General features: G+C 72.1%; 23 protein-coding genes and 2 pseudogenes. 12 read left to right on the top strand and 13 right to left on the bottom strand.

The features are described 5' to 3' along the window. Positions 1–38 precede the first annotated feature (38 nt). The 4 genes from MVG78_RS21220 to MVG78_RS21205 all read left to right on the top strand — a co-directional run bounded on the left by MVG78_RS21220 (position 39) and on the right by MVG78_RS21205 (position 4,158). Positions 39–521 carry a MarR family winged helix-turn-helix transcriptional regulator gene (locus MVG78_RS21220; protein ID WP_247560780.1) on the top strand — a complete coding sequence of 161 codons (483 nt, stop codon included), beginning with the start codon at positions 39–41 and terminating at the stop codon, positions 519–521. A gap of 69 nt (positions 522–590) precedes the next feature. Further along, positions 591–1,817: a 3-(3-hydroxy-phenyl)propionate transporter MhpT gene (gene mhpT / locus MVG78_RS21215; protein ID WP_247560778.1), complete on the top strand. Its 1,227-nt coding sequence runs from the start codon at positions 591–593 to the stop codon at positions 1,815–1,817. Between the two features lie 90 nt (positions 1,818–1,907). Then, positions 1,908–2,435 (top strand): DUF3237 domain-containing protein, encoded by a 528-nt coding sequence (locus MVG78_RS21210; protein WP_247560776.1) that lies wholly within the window; start codon positions 1,908–1,910, stop codon positions 2,433–2,435. A 4-nt stretch (positions 2,436–2,439) separates the two neighbouring features. After that, the gene (locus MVG78_RS21205; RefSeq protein ID WP_247560774.1) at positions 2,440–4,158 is read left to right on the top strand and encodes a tannase/feruloyl esterase family alpha/beta hydrolase; all 1,719 of its coding nucleotides are present in this window, start codon (positions 2,440–2,442) and stop codon (positions 4,156–4,158) included. A 67-nt stretch (positions 4,159–4,225) separates the two neighbouring features. Here the strand turns inward: MVG78_RS21205 and MVG78_RS21200 are convergent, their stop codons facing one another. Together MVG78_RS21200 and MVG78_RS21195 are read right to left on the bottom strand one after the other, a co-directional pair. Further along, on the bottom strand, positions 4,226–5,512 hold the full coding sequence (locus MVG78_RS21200) for an MFS transporter (RefSeq protein ID WP_247560773.1): 1,287 nt from the start codon (positions 5,510–5,512) through the stop codon (positions 4,226–4,228). A gap of 154 nt (positions 5,513–5,666) precedes the next feature. After that, positions 5,667–6,842: pseudogene (locus MVG78_RS21195) on the bottom strand (citrate synthase). A 66-nt stretch (positions 6,843–6,908) separates the two neighbouring features. On the opposite strand from MVG78_RS21195, the gene MVG78_RS21190 reads away from it, so the two are divergent. From MVG78_RS21190 to MVG78_RS21170, 5 genes are all read left to right on the top strand, one after another. Then, a complete protein-coding gene (locus MVG78_RS21190) occupies positions 6,909–8,072 on the top strand; it encodes a DUF2332 domain-containing protein (protein WP_247560772.1) in 1,164 nt (387 codons plus the stop codon). A 17-nt stretch (positions 8,073–8,089) separates the two neighbouring features. Continuing rightward, positions 8,090–8,464: a hypothetical protein gene (locus MVG78_RS21185; RefSeq protein WP_247560771.1), complete on the top strand. Its 375-nt coding sequence runs from the start codon at positions 8,090–8,092 to the stop codon at positions 8,462–8,464. A 187-nt stretch (positions 8,465–8,651) separates the two neighbouring features. Further along, complete coding sequence (locus tag MVG78_RS21180; RefSeq protein WP_247560770.1) at positions 8,652–9,122, top strand: copper chaperone PCu(A)C; 471 nt, start codon at positions 8,652–8,654, stop codon at positions 9,120–9,122. Positions 9,123–9,156: 34 nt separating this feature from the next. Next, a complete protein-coding gene (locus tag MVG78_RS21175; protein WP_247560769.1) occupies positions 9,157–9,651 on the top strand; it encodes a YcnI family copper-binding membrane protein in 495 nt (164 codons plus the stop codon). A gap of 10 nt (positions 9,652–9,661) precedes the next feature. Further along, on the top strand, positions 9,662–11,269 hold the full coding sequence (locus tag MVG78_RS21170) for a copper resistance CopC/CopD family protein (RefSeq protein ID WP_247560768.1): 1,608 nt from the start codon (positions 9,662–9,664) through the stop codon (positions 11,267–11,269). Between the two features lie 29 nt (positions 11,270–11,298). Here the strand turns inward: MVG78_RS21170 and MVG78_RS21165 are convergent. Together MVG78_RS21165 and MVG78_RS21160 are read right to left on the bottom strand one after the other, a co-directional pair. Beyond that, positions 11,299–11,954 (bottom strand): annotated as a pseudogene (locus MVG78_RS21165) (potassium channel family protein). A gap of 7 nt (positions 11,955–11,961) precedes the next feature. Continuing rightward, positions 11,962–13,380 (bottom strand): TrkH family potassium uptake protein, encoded by a 1,419-nt coding sequence (locus MVG78_RS21160; RefSeq protein WP_247560767.1) that lies wholly within the window; start codon positions 13,378–13,380, stop codon positions 11,962–11,964. A 154-nt stretch (positions 13,381–13,534) separates the two neighbouring features. On the opposite strand from MVG78_RS21160, the gene MVG78_RS21155 reads away from it, so the two are divergent. Further along, positions 13,535–13,774 (top strand): hypothetical protein, encoded by a 240-nt coding sequence (locus tag MVG78_RS21155; RefSeq protein ID WP_247560766.1) that lies wholly within the window; start codon positions 13,535–13,537, stop codon positions 13,772–13,774. Between the two features lie 26 nt (positions 13,775–13,800). Here the strand turns inward: MVG78_RS21155 and MVG78_RS21150 are convergent, their stop codons facing one another. Both MVG78_RS21150 and MVG78_RS21875 read right to left on the bottom strand, forming a co-directional pair. After that, positions 13,801–15,729, bottom strand: coding sequence for an FAD-dependent oxidoreductase (locus MVG78_RS21150; RefSeq protein ID WP_345892899.1), 1,929 nt, complete (start codon positions 15,727–15,729; stop codon positions 13,801–13,803). After that, positions 15,723–15,884: a hypothetical protein gene (locus MVG78_RS21875; protein WP_345892898.1), complete on the bottom strand. Its 162-nt coding sequence runs from the start codon at positions 15,882–15,884 to the stop codon at positions 15,723–15,725. Before MVG78_RS21875 ends, MVG78_RS21150 begins: the two co-directional genes overlap by 7 nt. A gap of 198 nt (positions 15,885–16,082) precedes the next feature. Between MVG78_RS21875 and MVG78_RS21145 the strand changes: the two genes are divergently transcribed. Then, complete coding sequence (locus MVG78_RS21145) at positions 16,083–16,589, top strand: GrpB family protein (protein WP_247560765.1); 507 nt, start codon at positions 16,083–16,085, stop codon at positions 16,587–16,589. 17 nt (positions 16,590–16,606) lie between these two features. On the opposite strand, the gene MVG78_RS21140 is transcribed toward MVG78_RS21145, so the two are convergent. Genes MVG78_RS21140 through MVG78_RS21130 form a run of 4 tightly spaced genes read right to left on the bottom strand, consistent with a single transcriptional unit; the run spans position 16,607 to position 20,380 of the window. Further along, positions 16,607–16,957 (bottom strand): hypothetical protein, encoded by a 351-nt coding sequence (locus tag MVG78_RS21140; RefSeq protein ID WP_247560764.1) that lies wholly within the window; start codon positions 16,955–16,957, stop codon positions 16,607–16,609. Further along, positions 16,954–19,557, bottom strand: a complete 2,604-nt coding sequence (gene ctaD, locus MVG78_RS21135) for a cytochrome c oxidase subunit I (RefSeq protein WP_247560763.1) — start codon at positions 19,555–19,557, stop codon at positions 16,954–16,956. The genes MVG78_RS21140 and ctaD overlap by 4 nt, the downstream gene beginning before the upstream one ends. After that, complete coding sequence (locus MVG78_RS21870; RefSeq protein ID WP_345892897.1) at positions 19,554–19,967, bottom strand: cytochrome c oxidase subunit II; 414 nt, start codon at positions 19,965–19,967, stop codon at positions 19,554–19,556. The genes ctaD and MVG78_RS21870 overlap by 4 nt, the downstream gene beginning before the upstream one ends. Next, positions 19,910–20,380 carry a cytochrome c oxidase subunit II gene (locus MVG78_RS21130; RefSeq protein ID WP_345892896.1) on the bottom strand — a complete coding sequence of 157 codons (471 nt, stop codon included), beginning with the start codon at positions 20,378–20,380 and terminating at the stop codon, positions 19,910–19,912. The genes MVG78_RS21870 and MVG78_RS21130 overlap by 58 nt, the downstream gene beginning before the upstream one ends. Positions 20,381–20,427: 47 nt before the next feature. On the opposite strand from MVG78_RS21130, the gene MVG78_RS21125 reads away from it, so the two are divergent. Next, a complete protein-coding gene (locus MVG78_RS21125; RefSeq protein ID WP_247560762.1) occupies positions 20,428–20,925 on the top strand; it encodes a DUF2231 domain-containing protein in 498 nt (165 codons plus the stop codon). On the opposite strand, the gene MVG78_RS21120 is transcribed toward MVG78_RS21125, so the two are convergent. The 3 genes from MVG78_RS21120 to solA all read right to left on the bottom strand — a co-directional run bounded on the left by MVG78_RS21120 (position 20,889) and on the right by solA (position 23,481). Next, the gene (locus MVG78_RS21120; protein ID WP_247560761.1) at positions 20,889–21,419 is read right to left on the bottom strand and encodes a CopD family protein; all 531 of its coding nucleotides are present in this window, start codon (positions 21,417–21,419) and stop codon (positions 20,889–20,891) included. The genes MVG78_RS21125 and MVG78_RS21120 overlap by 37 nt on opposite strands. Further along, positions 21,416–22,162, bottom strand: a complete 747-nt coding sequence (locus MVG78_RS21115; RefSeq protein ID WP_247560759.1) for a cytochrome c oxidase assembly protein — start codon at positions 22,160–22,162, stop codon at positions 21,416–21,418. The genes MVG78_RS21120 and MVG78_RS21115 overlap by 4 nt, the downstream gene beginning before the upstream one ends. Before the next feature lie 179 nt (positions 22,163–22,341). Next, entirely contained in the window at positions 22,342–23,481 is a 1,140-nt protein-coding gene (gene solA / locus MVG78_RS21110; RefSeq protein ID WP_247560758.1) for an N-methyl-L-tryptophan oxidase, read from the bottom strand. Between the last annotated feature and the right edge of the window lie 37 nt (positions 23,482–23,518).

Genomic DNA, 23,518 nt, shown 5'->3' with positions numbered 1-23,518 from the left:
GCCTTGACAAGCACCGATTGCGGATCGCCTCATGGGCCATGGTCGGAATCACGGATCGCAAGCGCGGCAAACCCGCGGCACAGGCCGGGCGGGATGGCGAGAGGCTCGGGGAGCTGATCGGTTATAACCTGCGCCGCGCATCGGCCTTCGCACTCAACGACTTCGTGGTGGAATTCGCGGATATCGGCCTGCGCCCGGTGACCTATGGCATGCTGTCCACCATCGCGGAGCGGCCGGGCATCACCGCGACGGAGCTCTGCCGCCGCCTCGGCATGAAGCGCGCCAACATGGTGCCGCTGATCAACGAGATGGAGGAGCAGGGGCTGATCGAGCGCGTGGCGCATGAGGAGGACCGGCGCATCCAGCTCCTCTTCCTGACCGCGGCGGCGAAATCCGCCATGCCCCGGATCCGCGCCCGGATCAGGCGGCATGAGGATCGTTTTCTGCATCGCCTGACGGAAGCGGAGCAGGCCACATTGCTCGGCCTGCTGCAGCGCATCTGGAAGGACGAGGAAGACTAGGCGGTTCCGAGGCGGGACCGCAGGGGACGGGCAGCCGCGCACCGGCCGGCCCGGATAAGGGAAGGAAACATGGACAAGACACTCTCCGGGGCCCCGGACCGACGGGCCCTCTGGCTGTGCTTTCTCGCCGCGATGATCGAGGGCTTCGACATCCAGGCCGCTGGCGTGGCGGCGCCGAAGCTGGCACCGGCCCTGGGGCTGACGCCGGCCCAGATGGGCATGTTCTTCTCGGCGGCCACCTTCGGGCTGATCTTCGGCGCCATCGCCGGCGGCCGCATCGCCGACCGCTTCGGGCGCCGCATGGGCCTGGTGCTCGCGCTGCTCGCCTTCGGTGTTTTCTCCATCGCCACGGCCTTCGTGAGCGGCTTCACGGAACTGGCGGTGCTGCGCTTCCTGACCGGCGTGGGCCTCGGCGGCGCCCTGCCCAACCTCGTCGCCATCGCCGCCGAGGCCGCCCCGCCGGAGCGGCGCGGCTCCGCCGTGGCCGTGATGTATGCGGGCATCCCGCTGGGCGGCGCCGTCGCCAGCCTGGTCCCGCTGTTCGGCCTGCATGGCGGCTGGCAGGAGGTCTTCCTGATCGGTGGCATCCTGCCGCTCGCCATCATCCCGGCTCTGCTCGCCCTGCTGCCCGACCTGCGCGTTCCGGCGGTCACTGCCGCCGATACGGCACGTACCACCGGCGCGATGCGGGAGATCGTCGGCCCCGGCATGCTGGTCTCCACGCTGTCGCTGTGGATCGGCTTTTTCTTCTCCCTGCTGGTGCTCTATTTGCTGCTGAACTGGCTGCCGGCGCTGCTGGTCTCGCGCGGCTTCAGCCCGGCGCAGGCCGGGATCGTGCAGATCGCCTTCAATGTCGCCGGTTCCGCCGGCAGCCTGCTGACGGGCCGCGCGCTGGACAGCACGCGCCGCCGCAGCACCGTTGTCGCGGCCTTCGGCGCGCTGGTCCTCGCCCTGGCGCTGCTGGCGGTGCTGCCGGCGAACCTGCCGTTGACGGTGCTGGCCGGCGCCTTCACCGGGGCGGCGGTGATCGCGGTCCAGGCGATCCTCTATGGCCTGGCGCCGCAATGCTATCCGGCGGCGGTGCGGGGCACGGGCGTCGGGCTGGCCGTGGCCGCCGGGCGGCTGGGCTCGGTCGCGGGGCCGCTGCTCGCGGGCGGCCTCGTGGCCTCCGGCCGTTCCCCGGGCGAGGTGCTCATGGGCATCGTGCCGATCGCCATTCTGGGCGGCCTGTCCGCCTATGTCCTGGTGACGCGCCGCCCTTCGGTGCCGCCGCTGCAACCGGTCCGGGCGGCCTGAGTCATGGAGCGCGACATGCACGATCCGGCTTCCACTCACGGGCATCCCGCTGGCCACGAGGCGGGGCGCGTTCCGCCGGGGCGCCGGGGCATGCTGCTTGCCGCCCTCGCAGGGGGCGGCCTGGCCGCCGCACTGCCCGGCGCCGAAGCCAGGGCGGAGGAGTATGTTTCCCTGGCGCCGCAGATCCCCATGGCGGCGCCCCGGACGGAATTCGTCTATGAGGCGATCTGCGACCTCTCACCCACCATGGCGCTCGGCAACGGGCCGCTGGGCGAGCGGCGGATGGTCCCGATCACGGGGGGCGAGTTCCGGGGCCCCCGGCTGCGTGGCAAGGTCCTGCCCGGTGGGGCGGACCGGCAGCTCGTGCGGCGCGACGGGGTGCGCCAGCTCAACGCCCTCTACGAGTTGCAGACGGAGGACGGCGCCGTCATCACCGTGAACAACCACGTCACGGTGGACGATCCGCCGGGCGGGCCGCGCTATGCCTTCTCCGTGCTGGACATCACCGCGCCGGAAGGCCCCCATGGCTGGCTGAACAAGGGGGTCTATGTCGGCACGCTGGACAGCCTGCGGCCAGCCCGCGCCGCCGTGCTGATCCGCGTCTTCAGGTTGGTCTGACGCCATGCGGAGCGACACGACACGCGGCCGGGCCCTGATCGGGCGGGGCATGTTCGCCCCGGGCCTCGCGATACTGGGTCTCGGGATCTCCGGCCTGGGCCTCGCCCTGCTGTCCGCCCCGGCGGCCCGGGCCGCCGGGGCGCGGGACTGCGCCAGCCTGACGGCCCTTGCCGGCCCCGATCTGCGGATCACCCGCGCGGAGGCCGTGCCGGCCGGGCAGCTTCCCGCCGAGAACCCGGGCCGGGCCGCCCTCACCGGGGCGGCGCGCGCCCAGGCGGCCATGCCGGCGCATTGCCTCGTGGAAGGGATGATCGCGCCGCGCCAAGGGGTGGGCCAAGGAGTGGATCAGCGGAGTTTCGGCATCGGCTTCCAGCTCCGCATGCCGGAGGACTGGAACGGCCGCTTCCTCTTCCAGGGCGGCGGCGGCATGGATGGGGTGGTCAGCGATGCCGTCGGGGCCATTCCGGTCGCGGGCGCGACGGCGGCACCGGCGCTGAACCGGGGCTATGCCGTCGTTTCGACGGATTCCGGCCACCAGGGCGCGGACAGCAGCGATGCCTCCTTCGGCGTCGATCAGCAGGCGCGGATCGACCACGCCTATGCCGCGATCGGCCGCGTGACGGAGACGGCGCTCAGCCTGATCGGCGCCTATGAGGGGCGGCCGCCCGAGCACCGCTACTACATGGGCTGCTCGAATGGCGGGCGGACCGCGCTGATGGCGGCGCAGCGCTTTCCCACCCTCTTCGACGGGGTGGTCGCGGGCAATCCGGGCTTCCGGCTGAGCCGTGCCGCCATCGCCCAGGCCTGGGACGTGCAGGCCCTGAACCGCGCCGCGCCGCGCGACGAGCAGGGCCGGCCGATCCTCGCATCGGCGCTGACGCCCGAGGACCTGCAGCTCGTCTCCCAGGGGGTGCTGAAGCAGTGCGACGCCCTGGACGGACTGGCGGATGGCAGCATCGATGCGATGTCCGCCTGCCGCTTCGATCCCGCCACCCTGGCCTGCGGCGCGGGGCAGACCCAGTCCTGCCTCGCCCCGGCGAAGCTGGAGGCCCTGCGGAGCGTCTTCGGCGGTGCCCGGGATGGCCAGGGCCAGCCGCTCTACAGCACCTGGCCCTGGGATGCCGGGATCTCCGCGCCGGGCTGGCGCGCCTGGAAGCTCGGCACCTCTCCGACGGGCACCCCGAACGCCCGCAACGCCACCCTGGCCGCCGCATCGCTGGGCCTCTACTTCATGACTCCGCCGAAGCCAGGCCTGCGGCTGGAGGAGGTGGACTTCGACCGCATCGCGGCACAGACGGCGCAGACGGCGGCGATCAACGACGCCACCGCCACGTTGCTGTCGAGCTTCGTCGCACGGGGCGGCAAGCTGCTGGTCTTCCACGGCAACAGCGATCCGGTCTTTTCGGCGGACGACCTGCGCGCCTATTGGCACACCCTGGGGCAGGACAGTGGCGGCGATGCGGCCCTGGCGCGCTGGGCGCGCCTGTTCGTGGTGCCGGGGATGAACCACTGCGGCGGCGGCCCGGCCCTGGACGACTTCGACCCGCTCGCCGCGATCGAGGCCTGGGTCGAGGCGGGACAGGCGCCGGAGGCCCTGCCGGCCAGGGGCCGTGCCTTTCCGGGGCGCAGCCGCCCGCTCTGCGCCTATCCCCTGGAAGCGCATTACAAGGGCCAGGGCGACCCGCAGGACATCGGCAGCTTCGAGTGCCGCCCGCCCGGTTAGCGCCGGAGCCCGGAGGCGAAGCGCCCGGCGCCGCGGCCTGCGGTGCCGGGCGTTTTCCGGGATGGCGTCAGCCGCCGGCCGGGGCCGGCTTTGCAGCGCCGGGGACGGCCACGTCCTCCGACACCTTCGGCGCCCATTCCGGCCGCAGCAGAATCCAGGTCGTCGCCGCGCCGATGAGCAGGAAGACGAAGATCACCATCATCGGGAGGTCGTAGCTGCCGCTGATATGCAGCAGCCAGCCGGACAGGCTGGCCGCCACGCCGCCAGCCAGGCTGGTCGCGACCTGCTGCACGCCCGTGACAAGGCCGACAGCCGGCTTGGGGATCAGGGTCAGGCGGCACAGGGCGAGGTTGTTCGCGGTGTTCAGCCCCAGGAAGGACAGCGAGAACACGTTCCAGAACAGCGCCATCTCCAGCGTTTCCGCCCAGGCGCCGAGCAGCACGGTCGAGGCGCCGACGAAGCCCGCGGTGACGAAGGCCTTGCGCACGAAGACCGGATCGCCGCCGCGCTCGATCAGCTTGTCGGCGGCCCAGCCGGCGGCGACGGCCACGATGGCGATGCCGGCGAAGCTGAAGAAGGTGTAGAGCCCCGACTGCTCCAGCGACAGGCCGCGCTGTTCCACCAGATAGGCGGGCATCCAGCTCATGCAGTAGAAGGTGAAATAGCCGTAGCAGAAGTTGTTGATCATCGCGCCCCAGACGACCGGGCTCCGGATGATGTTGGCGAAGGGCACGGTGGCGCCCCGGTTCTGTGTGCTGGCGCGCTTCCCGGCGCTCGGCCAGTCGTTGCGGACCACCAGAATCCAGGGGATCAGCCATACGAAGCCGGCGATGCCCGTCAGGACGAACATGGTCCGCCAGTCATAGTTGACGATCAGCCAGGCCGCGGCGGGGGCGCCGATGGCGGGGCCGAGCTTGTTGCCCATGGAGAAGATGCCGACCGCCGTGCCGCTCCGCTTCTCGCTGAAATTGTCCCGGATCCAGCGATAGCTGGCGGGCACCACGATGGCTTCCGCTGCGCCGATCACGAGACGCAGCAGCAGCAGGCTGGCGAAGGCGTCGGTCAGGCCGATCGCGGCCGTCGCGACGCACCAGATCGCGAAGCAGACGGTATAGGGCCACTTCACGCCATAGCGGTCCACGACCCAGCCCATCGGGATCTGGACGAGGCCATAGGACCAGAAGAAAGCGGAGTTCAGCCAGCCGCGATCGACGCTGGACAGGCCGAAATGCCGGATGAAGGGCTGGTCGGCCAGGGCGGAGGAGATGCTGGTCCGGTCGACGAAAGCGATGAGCACGCCAAGCGCGAGCAGCAGCAGCACCAGCCAGCGGGCGGCGGGAGAGAGCCCGTGCATGTTGCGAACCGACGGGGTTCTTTCCCTGGTGAATGATGGCGATGCCATCGGCCCCTCCCTTTGGTTTCTCACGGCCGGATCATTTTGGTGTACGGGAGAAGAGGCCGGTTATTCGTTTTCGGTCGTGGGCATTCGTTTTCGATCGCGGCGCCCCTCAACGTCCGCCGGCGGCCTCCGGCCCGGCATAGAGGGCGCGTGGCCGGATCAGCCGGCCATCGGCCCGCTGTTCCAGGGCATGGGCGATCCAGCCGACGGTCCGGCCGGCGGCGAAGATGCCCAGCCCGCCCCCCGGCGGCAGCGGCAGGCATTCCTCCATCAGCGCGAGGGCGACATCGACGGTCGGGCGGAGGCCGGTCAGACTCTCGGCGGCCCGGATCATCTCCCGCCATGTGTCCGGGACCGGGAAACCGTCCAGCAGCGCCCCGGCCCGTGGATCCCCCTGCGGATAGAGGCGGTGGCCGAAGCCCGGGATCTCCTCCCCGTGCGAGCCGGGCACCGAGGGCCCTGACCGGGTCGCGCAGCACCTCCGGGTCCGCCGCCAGGGCGCGGACGCGGTCTGTCATGCCGCCATGCCGGGGGCCGGACAGGGCGGCGAGACCGGCCAGCACGCAGGCGGCCAGGGAGGCGCCGGTGGAGGCGACGACGCGCGCGGCATAGGCGGAGGCGTTCAGCTCGTGGTCGGCGCAGAGCACCAGGGCGCGGCGCAGCAGGTCGCTTCCCCGGCTGTCGAGACCCCAGGCGGTGGCCAGCCGCTCATGCGCGGCCATGCCGTCCCCACCCTCCCGCCCCCGGCCACGGCCTGCGCCACGAGGCCCAGCAGCCGGGCCGCGCCCGCCGCGATCCGGGGTGGGTACAGCGCCCAGTCACTGCGGGCCGCCTCGGCCGCCACCGCGCGCAGGGCGCGTTCGAGCGGCCGTTCCCCTGCCGGGGGAGGTTCCTCCGGCGGGGCGAAGGGAGCGACCGGGAAATCCCAGAGCAGGGAGGCCGCCTCCTCCAGCGGGGCCCGCCGCGACAGGGCGACCGCATCCCGGCCACGATAGCGGAAGCCGCCGCCATCGATCAGCGTGAGCGAGGAGCGCAGCACCGGCTCCCCCCAATCGGTCGTGGAAGCGGCGATGTCCCGCCGCGCGCGGCCGCGCCCACGGCGTTCCAGCAGCAGGGCCACGTCCTGGGCGTCGTAGAGGCTGCGGCGGGGGTCGCCGGGCGCCGCGACGGCACGCACCAGGCCACGGCTCACATAGCTGTAGAGGGTCTGCCGCGAGACGCCGAGGCGTGCCGTGGCGTCCTGGGCGGTCAGATGGGGAGGGGCGGGCGCGGCGATGTTGATCATCTCGATCAAGATTGACGACAATCCCTGCCGCGATCCTCCTTGCCCCGTCAAGCACAGGAGGCGTGGATGTCCGGGCAGCCGGCGCAACAGGAAAAGCTTCTCGCCAGCTTCGCCAAGCAGATCGGCTGGTGCGACAGCCTCGGTTCGCCCTTCACGGCCGGACTGCTGCGCCTGCTCGCCGCGGATCTCACGGCTGGTGGCCCCGTCGCGGCACTGGTGGGGGGATGGCCTGGCGACCCGGTGGCCGATGCGCTGCCGCTGCGGCTGGCGGGCGCGCTGCATGCGCTGGTGCTGAGCGGCGCGGCGCCGGAACTCGCTGCCGCTTATCCGCCCCATGCGGAGGCGGGTCCGGAACGGCTCGCCCCGTTGCTGCCCGGAGTCCTCGCGGCACATCGCGCCTTCATCGAGGGCTTCCTGGCCTCCCCGCCGCAAACCAACGAGGTCGGGCGTTCGGGCGTGCTGCTGGGCGGCTTCCTGCGGATCGCGCGGGACACCGGCCTGCCGCTGCGGCTGCTGGAGATCGGCGCCAGCGCGGGCCTCAACACGGTCTGGGACCGCTTCCACTACCGGCTGGGCGAGGCGTCATGGGGCGATCCCGCCAGTCCGGTGCAACTGGCTCCCGCCTGGGAGGGCGGGCTGCCGCCGCTGGATGCGCCGCTGCGCGTGGCCTCGCGCCGGGCCTGCGACCTCTCGCCGATCGACCTGGAGGACCCTGTCCAGCGCCTCCGCCTGCGCGCCTATGTCTGGGCGGATCAGCGCGAACGCCTCGCCCGGCTGGAGGGCGCCATCGCCGTGGCGCGGGCCTGCGGGCAGCGCGTGGAGCAGGCCGACGCGGCCCCCTGGGTCCGGGCAGGGCTGGCCGAGCCGGCGGATGGCTGCACCACCGTCCTGTACCATTCCATCATGTGGCAATACATGCCCGGGGGGACGCGCGAGGACATCGCCGGAGCCCTCCGGGACGCCGGCGCGCGCGCCACGCCGCAGGCGCCGCTCGCCTGGCTCCGCTTCGAGCCCTCCACGCCCGAGGCCCGGCCGGAACTGCGCCTGACCCTCTGGCCGGGCGGCGAGGAGCGCCGCCTCGCCACGGCGCATGCCCATGGCAGCCAGGTGAGCTGGCTGGACAGCGCGACGCAAGGAGTGGGGAAGCGGCCCGGAAGGGCGGTCGGGGTGCTGACGTCCGAACAAGGCCCCGGCGAGGTGTCCGGTCGTGACAAGGCCCGCCGCGGCTGATACGTATGCGGCCACCCATGCGCCAGGTTCGCCGCCTTCTCCTGAGCCTTGTGGCCGTACTGCTTTGCCTGCATTGGTCGGCGGCGCTGCCCTCCTGTCTTCGCCCCTACACGGGCACCGCCGCCGCGCAGCTCGTGGAGTTGTGCAGCCCCTCCGGTTTCCACCGCACCATCCTGGTGGACCGGGACGGCAAGGAGGTTCCGAAGACCACGGTTCATCCGGGCTGCCCGATGTGCCAGCATGCGGGGATCGCACTTCCTTCGGCGCCGCCCTGCGCGATGGCGCCGCCCACGGTCTTCGTGGCGGTCGCGCATGACATCGCCCTGCCCGGCCTGCCGCCGATCCCGCCGCGCGGCCCGCCGCAACAGCCCCGCGCCCCTCCCATCGCCTGATCCCTGACCATGGCCACCGCCCGGGCTTCCTGCCCGCGCGGCCATTCGCCATGCGGGCCGCGCGGCTGGGCTTCTTCCCGGCCCGCATGCGGCCCTTCCCCTCCCAGCCCGCCTGATCGCCACCCGCCGCGCATCCGCGGCCGCATGCCGGGACCAGAGTCCCGTCCAGCGCTAAGGAAACCCCGTCATGACACTGCTCCGCCGCCGGCTGCTGCCGGCCCTGTTCCTGTCGCCTCTCCTGCCCGCCCTTCCCGCCCGGGCGCAGCAGCCGGGCTCCATCAGCATCGAGCAGCCCTGGGCCCGGGCGGCCGTGCAGGGAGGCACGGGTGGCGTGTTCCTGACCATCCGGAACACCGGCGCCGCGCCGGACCGCCTGCTGTCCGCCAGCAGTCCCCTGCCCCACTCGGCGGAACTGCACACCACGGTGCGCGACGGCGATGTCATGCGCATGCAGCCGGTTCAGGCCATCGAGATCCCGGCGGGCGGCAGCGTGACCCTGCGCCCCGGCGGCCTGCACCTCATGCTGGTGGGCCTCTCGGCCCCGTTGCGGGTGGGCGAGGCCGTCCCCGTCACCCTGACCTTCGAACATGCCGGCGCCATCACCGTGCAGGTGCCGGTGCAGGCGGCGGGCGCCACCGGCCCGCATGGCCATTCCTGACCCCCTTCCACGCCCGAAACCACGGAGACCAACCATGCTCAACCGCCTCGCCATCGCCTTCGGCGCCAGCCTCCTCGCCCTCCCGGCCGCCGCGCATGTGACGCTGGACCAGTCCACCATGCCGGCGGACAGCTACCTCCGCGTGGCCATCCGCGTGCCGCATGGTTGCGACGGCGCGGCCACCACCGGCATCCGCGTGCAGATCCCAGAGGGATTCCGCAACGTGAAGCCGATGCCCGTGGCCGGCTGGACCCTGAGCCTGGTCACCGAGGGCACCGCCACCAGCGGCCACGGCGAGAGCGCCCCGGTGAAGGAGGTCGCCTGGCAGGGCGGCAATCTGCCGGACGCCTTCTACCAGGAGTTCATCCTGCGGGTGCAGACGCCGAAGGAGGCGGGCCAGACCGTCTACTTCCCCGTCGTGCAGGACTGCGAGGGCGGCAAGGTGACCCGCTGGATCGAGCGGCCCTCCGCATCCGGCGGGACGCTGCGCGCCCCGGCCTTCGCCGTCCGCATCACGCCCAAGGGCTGAGGCGGGGTCCATGCGCCGCCTGCTTTCGCTGCTCCTGCTCTGCGGCCTGTGGCTGGCGCCGCTTTCCGGCGCCTGGGGCCATGCCGCGCTGCTGGGCAGCGAACCCGCGGACGGCGCCAGCCTCGCGCAGCCGCCGGACCGGCTGGTGCTGCGCTTCGACGAGGCGGTGACGCCGCTCGATCTCCGCCTGGCGGGGCCGGCGGGCGTGGTGGTCCTGTCCCATGGGGCAGGCGGGGAGAGTGCCTCCATCGGGGCGGCGCTGCCGCCGCAACTGCCGCCGGGCACCTATCTCGCCAGCTTCCGGATCATCTCCGCCGACGGGCATCCGGTCAGCGGCGCCATCGCCTTCGGCATCGGCATGGCGCCGGAGAGGGTTGGCGAGGCCCCGGTTGTGGCGGCGATCTGGACGGAGGCGGCGGAGGTCCTGCGCTTCGTCCTGTATCTGGGCTTCGCGCTCGGCGCGGGAGGCGCCCTGTTCCGCGCTCTCGTCGCGCCGCCGCCCCCGGCTGCGCTGCGCTGGATGCGGGTGGGTGCCTGTGCCGGCGTCCTGGCGGCGATCCTCGGCATCGGGGTCCAGGGCGGCGGCATGCAGGCGGCGCCCGGCCTCGGCGCGCTCCTGCAAAGCCAGACCTGGATCGCCGCCGGCGCCTCCACGGTCTTCGCGCGCGATGTCGTCGTGGCCTCCGGCCTCGTCCTGGCGGGGATCGCCCTCGGCGGACAGGGTGGGCGCCCGGCCCGCGCCCTCGGCGTGGCGGGCGCCGTCCTGGCGGCGGCCGGGCTGAGCCTGTCCGGCCATGCCGCCACGGGCGGCGTCCCGGCCCGCCTCCTGCTCACCCTCCACGCGCTCACCGCCGCCTTCTGGCTGGGGGCTTTCCTGCCGCTCTGGGCGCTGCTGCGCCGGGACGGGGCGGCCGCCTTGCCCGCCGTGCGTCGCTTTGCCGGCATCGCCGTCCCGGCCGTCGCGCTGCTCCTGCTGAGCGGCGTGGCGCAGGCCGCGCTGCACCTGCCCAGCCCTTCCGCCCTCCTGGAGACGGTCTATGGCAGGCTGCTGCTGGCGAAGGCCGGCGGCGCGGCCCTGCTGCTGGCCCTGGCCGGCCTGAACCACCGGCGCCTTACGCCGGCCCTGGCGCTGGGGGGCTCCTCCGCCCCCCTGGCCCTGCGCCGGAGCATCGTGGCCGAGGCCGGGATGGGGGTGCTGGTTCTGGCCGCGACCGCCGTGCTGAGCATGACCTCCCCGCATCAGCCGGAGGCGCATGGCCATCACCATGCCATGGCGGGCGCCGCGGAAAGGGATGGCACCACCATCGCGACCGAGGTGGCGGGGCTTTCCGTCACCCTTCAGGCGCGCCCGGCCCGGGCCGGACAGAACCGCATCGATCTGTGGCTGGCCCGCCCGGATGGCAGCGCCTTCACGGCAAAGGAGGTCTGGCTGGAGATGTCGCAGCCCGGGGCAGGCGTCGCCGGCATCCGCCGCCCGCTGCGGGAGGCGGCGCCGGGGCACTTCGTGCTGGAGGGGCCGGAACTGGCGCTGCCCGGGCGCTGGACCCTGCGGGCCGAGATCCTGCTCAGCGACTTCGACCAGGCCGATGCGGTGATCGAACTGCCGGTGGCGCCCTGACCGGCATCGGCACGGGGGCCACTGCGCCATCAGGTCCGCGCGGCGAAAGCCTCCACCAGCCCGGTCGGGCCGGAGACGATCAGCAGGTCCCCGGCCTCCACCCGGGTGTCCGGCCGGGCATAGGTGAAGTCGGCCCCCTCCGCTTCACGCCCACGATGGTGATGCCGTAGCGCGAGCGGAGGGCGGATTCCTCCAGGGTCCGGCCCACCGCCTCGGCCGGCGCGCGGGTCTTCACGATGGCGAAGCCGTCGTCGAACTCGATGAAGTCGATCATCTTGCCCGTCACCAGATGCGCCACGCGCTCGCCCATCGCCATTTCGGGATAGACGACGTGGTGCGCGCCCGTGCGTTCCAGGATGCGCCCATGGTTGACCGTCAGCGCCTTGGCCCAGATCTGCGGGATGGCCATCTCGCTCAGCGCCAGCACCGTGAGCACGCTGGCCTCCAGATTGGTGCCGATGCCCACCACGACATGCTGGAACTCCGCCACCCCCAGGCTGCGCAGCGTGTCGGCATCGGTCGTGTCCGCCTGCACCACATGCGTCAGGTCGTCCGCCCAACGCTGCACCAGCGCGGGGTCCTCGTCGATCCCCAGCACCTCATGCCCCGTGCGGACCAGGGATCGCGCCACGGCCCCGCCGAAGCGGCCGAGCCCAATCACCACGACGCCCGCATCGGCCTTCACGGAATTCCTAGCCAACGATGGTGCGCTCCTCCGGATAGCGGTAGGTGGCCCGGGCGCCCCGCAGCGCCAGGGCCGTGGCGATGGTCACCGTGCCCACCCGGCCCAGGAACATCAGCCCCACCACGACCACAAGCCCGGGCATGGGCAGATCGGCGGAAACGCCCGCGGACAACCCCACCGTCGCCAGGGCGGAGACCACCTCGAACAGCACCTTCTCCGTCGGCAGGTCCGTCAGCGACAGCAGCAGCAGGGCGCCGGCGCCGGCCACGGCGATCGCCAGCAGGGCGATGGTCAGCGCCTGCCGCAACAGGGATTCCGGCAGCCGGCGGCCGAAGGCGTTGACATCGGGCGATCCCCGGACCTCCGCCCAGACGGCCAGGCCCAGCAGCACGAAGGTTGTCACCCGGATGCCGCCCGCCGTGCTGGCGCTGCCGCCGCCGATCAGCATCAGCGCGCTGCTGAGAATCAGTGTCTCCGGCCGCATCGCCGCGACATCCACCGTGTTGAACCCGCCCGAGCGTGTCATGACCGCATGGAACAGGGCGCCGTGCACACGTTGCTGCACGGGCAGCCCCGCCAGCGTGGCCGGATTGCCCCATTCATAGGCCAGCACCCCGGCCCAGCCGAGCAGCAGCAGCACGGCGCTGCCGATCAGGGTAAGCCGCGTGTGCAGGCTCCAGTGCTTCGGCTCCAGCGGCGCGCGGCGCAGGTCATGGACCACCGGCACCCCGATCCCGCCCACCAGCACCGCCACCATCACCGGGCCCGTCACCGCGAGATCCGCGCCGAAGCGCACCAGGCTGTCGCCATAGGTGGACAGGCCCGCATTGGTATAGGCGGAGACCGCGTGGAAGAGGCCGGTCCAGCCTGCCTCGCCCCACCCCATGCCATAGGCGAGGCGGAGACGCAGGCACAGCGCCGACGCCACCAGCAGCTCGGTCCCCAGCGTCATCGCCAGCACCAGCCGCAGGATCGCGGCGACGTCCCCGGGCGCGATCACCTGCGTCTCCGCCTGCGTCATGAGCCGCGAGGACAGCCGGATGCGCCGCCGGACCAGCAGGCCGAGCAGGGTCGCGCCGGTGAGGATGCCCAGCCCGCCGGCCTGCATCAGCAGCAGGATCACCACCTGCCCCGGGAAAGCCCAGTAGGTCGCCATGTCCACGACCGAGAGGCCGGACAGGCTGGTGGCCGAGGTCGCGGTGAAGAGGGCGGTGAGGAACGGGGCTCCCTGCCCGTCCATCCGCGCCGGGGGCAGCATCAGCAGCCCGGTGCCCAGCAGGATCACCACCAGGAAGGCGAGCGGGATCACCCGCGTCGGATGCCGGAGCATGCCTCCGAAGGCGCTCCGCGACAGCGGGGCCGCGCGGAGCAGCGCCGGCGGCAGGCCGATATGGGAGGCGCCGCCCTTCCCGCCACGTGGTCGCAACCGTGAGCCTCCCTGGACCATGGCCAATCTCAGCTTGTTGACCAATCCGCCGCAGGGTCAAGCCAGGGAGGGCACCGTGACACGGCGGCGGTGCCTTGACGCGGTCGCCGCCGCTCGTCCAGGCTTTCCGCGTCAACGATCAGGAAACGCCCGCATGACCGCCGTTCCGGATGTCGTCGAATATCCCACCCAGCCGACCGACTATCTGCCGCATGTCATCACGCGCTGTGTCGAGAAGGCCGGGAAGCTCGGCAGGCCGGTCCGTTTCGCGCTGCATGGCGCGGAGGTCACCGTCCGCCCCGGGCAGAAAGCCGACGAGGTGGATGCGGAGGTCCAGCGCCAGTGGCGGGCGGCGAACACCCATCCGATGCCACAGGCCGCCGCGCCCGGCTGAGCAGCGGGGCGCGATGGCGGGGTGCCCTATCGCCCCGGCCGCGATGACCAGGCCCGGAAGGTGGCACCCGCCTGGACCAGTTCGCGCAGCAGCGGGGCCGGCTGGGAGGCCGGGTCGTCGCCGGCCATGGCCTCCACCTCCGCCAGCATGGCGTCGAGGCCCCGGCGGTCGGCGGCGTGGAGCGGGCCGCCCTTCCGGCGCGGGAAGCCGTAGCCGTTCACCAGCACCAGATCGATATCCCCGGGTCGCAGGGCGATGCCGTCCTGCAGGATCTTCGCCGCCTCGTTCACCATGACGGCCAGCAGGCGGTCCTGGATCTCCTCCGCCGTGAAGCGGCGGGGGGTGATGCCGGCGGCGGCGCGCTCGGCCCGGATGATCTCCTCCACCGCCGGATCGGGCTCCGCCTTGCCGCCCGCATGATTGTACCAGCCCGCGCCGGTCTTGCGGCCCAGGCGCCCGGCCTCGCAGAGCCGGTCGGCGATGGCGACGTAGCGCTCGCGCGGATCGCGGGTCGCCGCGCGCCGCTTGCGCATGGCCCAGGCGATGTCCAGCCCGGACATGTCGCCGACCGCGAAGAGGCCCATGGCGAAGCCGTACCGCTCCAGCGCCGCGTCCACCTCCCAGGGCGTCGCGCCATCCATCACCAGATATTCGGCATGGCGGCGATAGGCGGCATAGATGCGGTTGCCGATGAAGCCCTCGCAGACGCCGGACACGACGGCCACCTTCCCGAGCTTCCGTCCCAGGGCGATCCCGCTCGCCAGCACCTCCGGCGCCGTTTCCGCCCCGCGCACCACCTCCAGCAGCTTCATGACCTGGGCCGGGGCGAAGAAATGCAGCCCCAGCACGTCGCGCGGGCGTGCGGTGAAGCGGGCGATGGCATCGAGGTCGAGATAGGAGGTGTTGCTCGCCAGCACCGCACCCGGCTTCGCCATGGCATCCAGGCGGCGGAAGATGTCCGCCTTGACCTCCATCTCCTCGAAGGCGGCCTCGATCGCCAGATCCGCCTCCCGCAGCACGCCCCAGTCCGCCGTCGCCGTGACACGGCCCAGGCGTTCCTCCGCCGTGGCGGGATCGAGGCGGCCGGATGCCACCTGCCCCGCATAGGCGTCCCGCAGCCGGGCGGCGCATTGCTCCGCCGCGGCGGCATCGCGCTCGACGATCGCCACCGGCAGTCCGGCATCGGCCAGGGCCATGGCGATGCCGCTTCCCATGGTGCCGCCGCCGATCACCACGGCCCGTTCCAGCGGGCGCGGCGCCACGCCCTCCAGCCCCGGGACCCGCGCGGCCTCCCGCTCCGCCAGGAAGAGATGGCGCAGGGCGGCGGCCTCCTCGCTGCCGCGCAATTCCAGGAACAGCGCCCTTTCGCGTCGCGATCCGGCGGCGAAATCGAGCGAGGCCGTGTCGCGCAGCAGCGCGACGGCGGCGGCAACGGCCTGCGAGCCCTTGCCCTTGCGCAGCGCCGCCTGGCTGGCCCGTTCCTCGGCCTCCGGCTCGCGCGGCGGCACGGGCAGGCCGGAAAGGCGGCGCTTCACGGCGGACCGGGCACGGTGGATGGCCTCCGGCAGCAACTCGCCCTCCACGACGGCATCCACGAGGCCGGCCGCCGCCGCGTCCCGGGCCCCCAGCACCTTGGCCTCTCCGATCAGTTCGATGGCCTTCGCCACCCCGGTCAGCCGTGGCAGGCGCTGCGTGCCGCCCGCGCCCGGGATGAGGCCCAGCCGCGTTTCCACCAGCCCGAGGCGCAGGCCGGGACCGGCCAGGCGCAGGTCGCAGGCCAGCGCGATCTCCAGCCCCCCGCCCAGCGCCACACCCTCCATGGCCGCCACCACCGGCTGCGGCATGGCCTCGATGGCGGCGACGAGATCGGGCAGCAGCGGCTCGCCCGGCGGCTGGTCCATCTCCTTGATGTCAGCGCCGGCGATGAAGCGGCCGGGGCCGCCATGGATCACCACGGCCCGGGGGAGGGCTCCGCGGCCAGGCTCCGCAGCGCCCGCAGCAGCCCCTCCCGCACCGGCTGCGACAGCGCGTTGACCGGCGGATGGTCGATGCGGATCAGCGCGATCCCGTCCTCCCGCGTGACGGTGACGGCATGGTCGTGATGCGGCATGGCGAGCCTCCTCCTTCCCTTTTGGCCACAGGATAGGCCGGAATCTCCGGTTGGCGAGGCCCCGTGGCCGCCTCCCGGATGTGCGCCAGGTCACAGCGGGCCGCCATCGGCCATGCCAGCTTCCGCATCGCATTGCCGGGACTGGCGAGGCCCGGCGCTTCATCGGTGCCGTGGACCGGGAACAAGGGACGAAGCTGCTTGCTGGGTTTGGACGATGGCCGCGTTTTCCTGGTGGGACACGATCCCGCATGGGCTTCGCTCTATGACAGCGAGGAGCGGCTCATCCGCACCGCGCTGCAGGGACTGCTGGTGGACATCCAGCACTTCGGAAGCACCTCGATCCCGGGCATCCGCGCGAAGCCGATCCTGGATCTGATGGTCGGGGTGCGCTGCCTTTCCGCCGCCGACCGCTGCCGCCCCCTGCTTGATGGCATCGGCTACGGCTACGTGGACGGCCGGCAGGTCCCGGGCGGGGTGTTCTTCGCCAAGGGGGTGCCGCGCACGCATCATCTCCATGTCGTGGAATGGAACGGCTGGAAATGGCGGCAGAACCTCGCCTTCCGCGACCGCCTCCGCAACGCTCCCGGCCTCGCAAGGTCGTATGAGGCGGAGAAGATGGCGCTGGCGAGCCTCTATCCGGGGGACCGCGCCTCCTACACGGCGGCGAAGGCCGATTTCATCAGGCGCAACACCTCCATGAGCTGAGACCGGCGACGGGCCGCTCAGGTGCAGGCCGAGAGCCCCAGCACGGGCAGGCCGGTCCAGAGCGTGGCCAGCAGGGCGGCAGCCGTGGCCGCCAGGGAAGCCAGGCCCAGGAAATGCCCCAGGGAGTGGCCGGGGGCGGAGCGAAGGGGCCGCCAGCACCACCGCAGCAGCAGCGTGAGCACCAGCAGATGCGCCGCGAGGATCAGCAGCAGCAGGCCCCGCAGCAGGCTGACGGGGCCGAGCGGCCTCGCGTCCCAGCCCCAGGCGCAACCCAGGGACACGCCACCGTAGAGCGCGACGAAGGCGGAACCCCAGACCGCGAAGCCGGCCAGAAGGAGCAGGCCGGAAGGGCGCCCGGCCGCGTTCATGCGCCGCCTCCGGTCTCCGGCAGGCTGCTCCCGCCCATGCTCCAGCACAGGGCCATGGCCGCCAGCAGGGCGACCGCGCCCGTGATGGCGGTGTAGTCATGCCAGAGGCGCCCGATCCGCAGGTCCAGGCTGCGCCGCGGTGACAGATAGCCCGCATGGCCGCGATACAGGCCGAAGCCGGCGAAGAGCAGGCCCAGTGCCGCGTGCAGTGCCGCATAGGCCAGCAGGGCGACGCCCAGCGCCCCCACGGCATGGGCTGTCGGTTCCGGCACATGACGGAGCAGCCGCGCCAGCGCGGCCAGCGCCGCCCCGTGGCCGGACAGGGCCAGCCACAGACCGGCCCGGCGCCCGGCGATCCGGTCGCGTGCATTCGCCGCGACAGCCCACCGCCCGCCCATGGCCGCCAGGGCCAGGCCGGCGAGAGCCAGGCCCGTCGGAACCAGGCCCGTCAGAACCAGACTGGGCGACGGCCACCCTTCCGGCGGCCCGCCAGCAGACAGCATGGCCGGAGGCGGCCAGTTCGGGGCAACCACGTAGAGAAAGGCGGCGCCGAAGAGCAGTGAGGCGAAAAGCGTCGCATCCGCCACCAGGGTGAAGCGCATCGCCCAGAGGGAGGGCGCCGAGGCGCTTTCCCCATGCGAGGGCAGCATCAGCCCGCGCCCGGCGGGGATGGGGCCGCAATCCCGCCGCCGCGCCGGGTCCGGCGTCCAGCACAGCAGCAGGATCACGGTCGCCAGGAGCCCCAGCGGCGCGATCCAGTAATGGCCCAACAGCAGCGCCACGAAGACCGTGCCCGTGGCCAGCGCGGACCAGAGCGGCAGGAAGCTGCGCTGTGGCAGAACCACGATCTGCTCGGGCTCTCCGGTGGCGATCTCGACCGCCAGGGTTTCCTGGTGCCCATGGCGGGCGAAGGGCAGGTAGCCCTCCCCCGCCGCCAGCCTGCGGCCCAGATCCGGATCGTCGTGCATGGGCGCGCGGCCCGTGACCTCCGGCAGGGAGGCGAAGGCGTAGCTCGTGGCGGGAAGCGGCATGGCCCATTCCAGCGTTTCCGCCCCCCAGGGATTGCGGCGGAACCGCCGGCCGAAGCGGAACTGCAGCACCATGTCCAGCAGGAACAGGGCGAAGCCCATGGTGAGGATGAAGCCCCCCACGGAGGAGAGGAGGTTCAGCCCCTCCCAGCCGATCCCGGCCTCGTAGCTGTGGATGCGCCGGGGCATGCCGCGCAGCCCTGTCAGGTGCATCAGGAAGAAGGTGATGTTGAAGCCGAGGAAGATCAGCCAGAACGCCGCGACGCCCAGGCGCTGCACCGGCATGCGCCCTGTGACATGCGGCAGCCAGTAATAGGCGGCGCCCAGCATGGGAAAGATGAAGCCGCCCACCAGCACGTAGTGCAGGTGCGCCACGACGAACTGCGTGTCGTGCACCTGCCAGTCGAAGGGCACGACGGCGAGCATCACGCCGGTCAGGCCGCCGCAGGTGAATACGAAGAAGAAGCCGAGGATGTAGAGCATCGGCAGGGTCAGGCGCGGGCGGCCGCTCGCCAGTGTGCCGGTCCAGGCGAAGATCTGCACCGCCGTCGGCACCGCGACCAGCGTGCTGGCGGCGGAGAAGAAGGCCTGGGCCAGATGCGGGATGCCCACGGTGAACATGTGGTGCACCCAGAGGCCGAAGGAGAGGAAGCCCACCGCCACCACGGCCACCACGATCCAGGTATAGCCCAGCAACTCGCGCCGGGCGAAGACCGGCAGCATGGTGGAGATGGCGCCCGCGGCGGGCAGGAAGATGATGTAGACTTCCGGATGGCCGAAGAGCCAGAAGAGGTGTTGCCACAGCAGCGGGTCGCCGCCGCGCGTGGGATCGAAGAAGGGCAGGCCGAAGGCGCGCTCGGCCTCCAGCAGCAGCGACCCCAGGATCAAAGGCGGGAAGCCCACCAGCATCATCCCCGCCGTTACCAGCAGGTACCAGGCATAGATCGGCATCCGGTCGAGCGACATGCCGGGCGCGCGCAGCTTCAGGATGGTGACGGTGATCTCCACCGCGGCTGAGACGGCCGAGATCTCGACGAAGGTGATGCCGAGCAGCCAGACATCCGCGTTGATGCCGGGCGTATAGGGCTTCGAGGAGAGCGGCGTGTAGAGGAACCAGCCGCTGTCCGGCGCCACGCCGGCGAGCAGTGCCACGATCAGGATCGAGCCGCCGAAGAGATAGCACCAGTAGCCATAGGCGCCGAGGCGCGGGAAGGCCATGTCGCGCGCGCCGAGGATCTTGGGCAGGAGGTAGATCGCCAGCCCCTCGAACATCGGGATGGCGAAGAGGAACATCATCACCGTGCCGTGCATGGTGAAGACCTGGTTGTACACCTCCGGCCCCAGGAAGGCCGAGCGCGGCGTGGCGAGTTGCGCGCGGATCAGCATCGACAGCAGCCCGCCGATCGCGAAGAAGACGAAGGCGGTGACGATGAAGCGCTTGCCGATCACCGTGTGGTTCACCGCCGAAAGCGCGCCCCAGCCCTTCGGCGTGGCCCAGATGCGCTCCAGTTCCTTGTGCAGGCGGATGGGTGACGGGTGGTCGCGCCCCGGCGGATCGTTCCCGTCGGTCATGGCGCGCGCCCTCCCTGGGTCTGCCCGTCCAGCCTCTGCCCTTCCGGCGAGCGGCCGACCGGCACGGAGCCCAGGGCCCCGCGTTCCTCCGCCCCCGGCACCCCGGACGATGGGGCGGGAAGCGGCAGGCGGCTGGCGAGGCGTGCCAGGGCCGCCTCGTATTCCTCCGCCGGATGCGCCTGCACCGCGAAGCGCATCTCCGCATGGAAGGTGCCGCAGAACTCGGCGCAGAGGCCGTCATAAAGGCCCGGCTCCGTGGCCTGGAGGCGCAGGATGTTGGTATGGCCTGGAATGGCATCCATCTTGCCACCCAGCCGCGGCACCCAGAAGCTGTGGATCACGTCCCCCCCGATCACATGGACATCCACCGGCCGCCCGGCGGGGATATGCAGCAGGCCGGCGGTTTCCATTCCCCCTCCGGCCCTCCGGCCCCGGGATAGGTGAAGCGCCAGATCCATTGCTGCGGCCGCGCCTCCACCCGCAGGACACCGGGCGTGCCTGGATGCGCCAGCAGCCTTTCCCCGTTCGCCAGGGCGAAGACCATCAGCGCCGCCAGCACGAGGCCGGGCATCACGAGCCCGCCCCAGAACAGCCAGAGCCGCTCGCCGGTGCCCGAGGCGATGCCGGGCCGCAGGAAAGCCAGCAGCAGCAGCGCCATCACCAGCAGGAAGAGGAGTGCCGAGCCGCCCAGCATCACCCACCAGAGGCGCGCCACCGAGGCCGCCACGGGCCCGGCCGGGTCCAGGGTGGAGAAGGGCCCGCCACAGCCGCCCAGGGGAAGGGCGAGGGCAAGCAGCGGCGGCAGGGCACGGGCGCGGTGCAACCCCCCGCCCCGGCGGACTTCTGCCGTCGGGCAGAAGGAGCGGCGGCATGGCCGAGGGAACCGAGACCAATCCGGTCATCGAGAACCTGTCGGAGGAGGACGTGTCCTCCGCCGTGGCGGTGGCCGGCCATCCACTGCATGCCATGGCGGTGCATTTCCCCATCGCCCTGGTCTTCGGCACGCTGGGCTGCGACCTGTTCTACTGGTGGTCGGCCGATCCCTTCTGGCTGCGCGCCGGCCTCTGGGCCTGTGGCGTTGCCTTCGTCAGCGGCGTGCTGGCGGCGGCGATCGGCACGGCGGAGCTGCTGCTGGTGCCCGGTATCCGGGGCCGCGCCGCGAGCTGGATGCATGCGATCGTCGCCATGGCGCTGATCGCCATGATCGGCATGAACTGGGGGCTGCGCCTGGTGGACATGGCGGCGGTGCTGCCGCTCGGCCTGCTGATGTCGCTGCTCAGCGCCGGCTTCACCGGCGTCGCGGGCTATCATGGCGGCAAGCTGATCCTGGATCACGGGATCGCCCTCATGGTCTCGCCGCGCGGCTGAACGGGCAGCGGCAGCCCGCCCAGGAGGTCCCGCAGCCCACCCGGGCGCCGCAGCACCTCCGGCAGGGCGTCGAGACCGAGCACCGGCTTGTCCAGCACCAGCCAGAGGATGGCCAGGACCGTCAGCAGGGTCAGCCCGCCGAGCCCGGCATTCGCGCCGCGCCACAGCAGGCGCGGGTGATCGAAGAGATGCAGCACCACGTAGCCGTTCAGCAGATGCAGCAGGGCCAGCACACCCACCGCCAGCAGCTTGGCGGCGAACCAGAGGGTGAAGGTGTCCCGCAGGAAGATCAGCGCCGTGCCGGAGCCGATGGCCAGGAAGGCCGCGGGCGAGACCAGCGTGACGAAGAGGTAGCGGGTGAAGGCCTGCAATTCGAAGAGCGGCCTCCCCTCCGCCACCAGGGGGCGGCGGGCATAGAGCAGCGGCAGCCCCAGCAGGCCGGCACACCAGATGCTGAGCGTGGCGATGTGCAGGATCTTCAGCCAGAGGATCATGCTGCGCGGCGGCCTTCCGGGCCGAGCAGGCCGGCCAGGCGCAGAAGCGCCGCCGCGAGATAGGGCAGGCTGGCGGGCACCCACATGATCAGCCCGGCGAGCTGCTGGTCCTCCAGCGGCGAAAGGCCGTAGGGGGCGGTGGTCGCCAGATGCGGCGCGTAGAGCGGCTGTCCGGCGAAGGTCAGCAGAGCCCCGAGCAGCCCCATCTGCATGGTGGTGAAGAGCAGGGCCGCCAGGACCGGCCCCGCCGGGCGTTCCGGCGAGAGCACCGCGCGCCAGAGCAGCAGGGCGGGGAGCAGCAGCGAAAGCTCCATGAGCCAGTACAGCACGTCGCTGCCGAGGGCCGCCGCATAGGGGGGCGGGGCATGCCAGAACCAGAGCAGCACGGCCTGTGCCCCCGCCAGGGCTGGCAGGAGGGCGCGGCCGCCGCCGCCCCGATCCGCAGGCAGGCTCGCGGCCAGCAAGGGCGCTGCCACCGCGACGAGCAGCATGTGATGCGCGACCCGGGCCGAGAAGAGCGCCGAGCTCAACGCGCAGAGGGGGGAGACGAAGGCGGCCAGCAGGGTCAGCCAGCCGGCGAGGGCGAAACGCGCCTGCCGCCCCCGCCCTTCCCGCGCCAGCCACCAGCCATGGGCCAGGGCCGCCACCGCCAGAGCCGAGAGCAGGACCGGATCGAGGTTCCAGCGGCCCCAGATCTCGTCCGGCAACGGCGCGCTGCCGCAATAGGGGGTCGCCGAGCCCATGCCGCCTGCCTCCTTCCCGGTGGCGAGGCCGACCCCGCACCGCCCTGGATATTCTGCCTGCGTTCCGGCGGTGCTTCCCGGCCCCGGCGGAACATTCTGTGGGGGCTATCGCGCGAGAGGCGTGGTTGGCTGCATGGGAGCGCGGCCTTTTCCGGATTCAGGCAGGTGGGGCGGGACGGTCACGCCGCCAGGGACTTGCGGTCCAGGCGCAGGAAATCGATGGCATGGCGGGTCCGGCCGTCGCCGGTGGCGAGGTCGGCCAGGATCTCGCCCACCACGGAGCAGAACTTGTACCCGTGGCCGGAACAGGGGGAGGCCAGGACCACCTGCTCCCGACCGGGCAGGTGGTCGAGGATGAAGTGTTCGTCCGGCGTGTTGGTGAAGAGGCAGGAGCGCAGGGCCATGGTCGGGCCGTTGCCTTCGGGGAAATAGCGCCCGGCGAAGTCGCGCAGCAGCGTCTCGTCCCGCGCATCGGGCTCGCGCCGCAGCGCCTCGGGTGCCCCCTGTTCCTCCAGGTGGTGGTAGCGCCCGAACTTGAAGCCCGGCACCTCGTAGATGGGAAAGCCATAGAAGCGGCCCTCCGGGACATCGAGGTTGAAGACGGGGAAGCAGGAGCGGTCGAAGAGCTCCGGCCGCCGAGGCTGCAGCCAGGCCAGCACCTGGCGCTCCGGCACGGCCAGCCGCGACAGTTCCGGCACCAGTTGCCCCATCCAGGGGCCGGCGGCCAGGATCAGCCGGTCCGCTTCGTAGCGCCCGCGTTCCGTCTCCACCACCACGCCGCCCGAAGGCGCCAGCCGCCATTCGCGCACCGGCTCCCGCGCATGGATCTCGGCCCCCAGGGCCTGGGCCGCCCGCACATGCGCGACGATGGCCCGCTCGCTGGCGATCAGCCCGCCCCGGGGCTGGAACACCGCCCGCGTGTCCTGCGGCAGGTGGTAGGCGGGGAAGCGCTCTCCGACCTGTGCCGCGGTGAGCACCTCATGCGGCAGGTCGTGCTGCAGGGCCGAGGCCAGCGCACCCTGGAACAGGGCACCACCCTCCGGCCCCGCATCGACCGAGCCGGTGGTGACCAGGAGCTCCTCGCCAGTGGCGGCCTCGATCTCCCGCCACAGTTCATAGGCCCGGCGCAGCAGCGGCACATAGGCCGGGTCCTCGTAATAGGGCAGGCGGATGATGCGGCTGACGCCATGGGAGGAGCCCATGGCATGGGGGATGTCATAGCGCTCCAGCCCCAGCACGCGCTGGCCGCGCCGGGCAAGCTGCCAGGCGGCGGCGCTGCCCATGCCACCGATCCCCACCACGATCACGTCGTAACGCATGCCCGGCCTTTCCCCTGGTCCTCATCCCGGTCCGTCA

This window comes from Roseomonas gilardii subsp. gilardii (assembly GCF_023078375.1).
Taxonomy (GTDB): Bacteria; Pseudomonadota; Alphaproteobacteria; order Acetobacterales; family Acetobacteraceae; genus Roseomonas; species Roseomonas gilardii.
The sequence above is the reverse complement of the archived record's forward strand: the minus strand, read 5'-3'. Positions and strand labels throughout refer to the sequence as shown.

Excerpts from the sequence above, each read along its gene's own strand:
- MVG78_RS21220 (WP_247560780.1), top strand. The coding sequence starts at position 39 with ATGGTCGGAATCACGGATCGCAAGCGCGGCAAACCCGCGGCACAGGCC.
- mhpT (WP_247560778.1), top strand. The coding sequence starts at position 591 with ATGGACAAGACACTCTCCGGGGCCCCGGACCGACGGGCCCTCTGGCTG.
- MVG78_RS21210 (WP_247560776.1), top strand. The coding sequence starts at position 1,908 with ATGCTGCTTGCCGCCCTCGCAGGGGGCGGCCTGGCCGCCGCACTGCCC.
- MVG78_RS21205 (WP_247560774.1), top strand. The coding sequence starts at position 2,440 with ATGCGGAGCGACACGACACGCGGCCGGGCCCTGATCGGGCGGGGCATG.
- MVG78_RS21200 (WP_247560773.1), bottom strand. The coding sequence starts at position 5,512 with ATGCACGGGCTCTCTCCCGCCGCCCGCTGGCTGGTGCTGCTGCTGCTC.
- MVG78_RS21190 (WP_247560772.1), top strand. The coding sequence starts at position 6,909 with ATGTCCGGGCAGCCGGCGCAACAGGAAAAGCTTCTCGCCAGCTTCGCC.
- MVG78_RS21185 (WP_247560771.1), top strand. The coding sequence starts at position 8,090 with ATGCGCCAGGTTCGCCGCCTTCTCCTGAGCCTTGTGGCCGTACTGCTT.
- MVG78_RS21180 (WP_247560770.1), top strand. The coding sequence starts at position 8,652 with ATGACACTGCTCCGCCGCCGGCTGCTGCCGGCCCTGTTCCTGTCGCCT.
- MVG78_RS21175 (WP_247560769.1), top strand. The coding sequence starts at position 9,157 with ATGCTCAACCGCCTCGCCATCGCCTTCGGCGCCAGCCTCCTCGCCCTC.
- MVG78_RS21170 (WP_247560768.1), top strand. The coding sequence starts at position 9,662 with ATGCGCCGCCTGCTTTCGCTGCTCCTGCTCTGCGGCCTGTGGCTGGCG.
- MVG78_RS21155 (WP_247560766.1), top strand. The coding sequence starts at position 13,535 with ATGACCGCCGTTCCGGATGTCGTCGAATATCCCACCCAGCCGACCGAC.
- MVG78_RS21875 (WP_345892898.1), bottom strand. The coding sequence starts at position 15,884 with ATGCCGCATCACGACCATGCCGTCACCGTCACGCGGGAGGACGGGATC.
- MVG78_RS21140 (WP_247560764.1), bottom strand. The coding sequence starts at position 16,957 with ATGAACGCGGCCGGGCGCCCTTCCGGCCTGCTCCTTCTGGCCGGCTTC.
- ctaD (WP_247560763.1), bottom strand. The coding sequence starts at position 19,557 with ATGACCGACGGGAACGATCCGCCGGGGCGCGACCACCCGTCACCCATC.
- MVG78_RS21870 (WP_345892897.1), bottom strand. The coding sequence starts at position 19,967 with ATGGAAACCGCCGGCCTGCTGCATATCCCCGCCGGGCGGCCGGTGGAT.
- MVG78_RS21125 (WP_247560762.1), top strand. The coding sequence starts at position 20,428 with ATGGCCGAGGGAACCGAGACCAATCCGGTCATCGAGAACCTGTCGGAG.
- MVG78_RS21120 (WP_247560761.1), bottom strand. The coding sequence starts at position 21,419 with ATGATCCTCTGGCTGAAGATCCTGCACATCGCCACGCTCAGCATCTGG.
- MVG78_RS21115 (WP_247560759.1), bottom strand. The coding sequence starts at position 22,162 with ATGGGCTCGGCGACCCCCTATTGCGGCAGCGCGCCGTTGCCGGACGAG.
- solA (WP_247560758.1), bottom strand. The coding sequence starts at position 23,481 with ATGCGTTACGACGTGATCGTGGTGGGGATCGGTGGCATGGGCAGCGCC.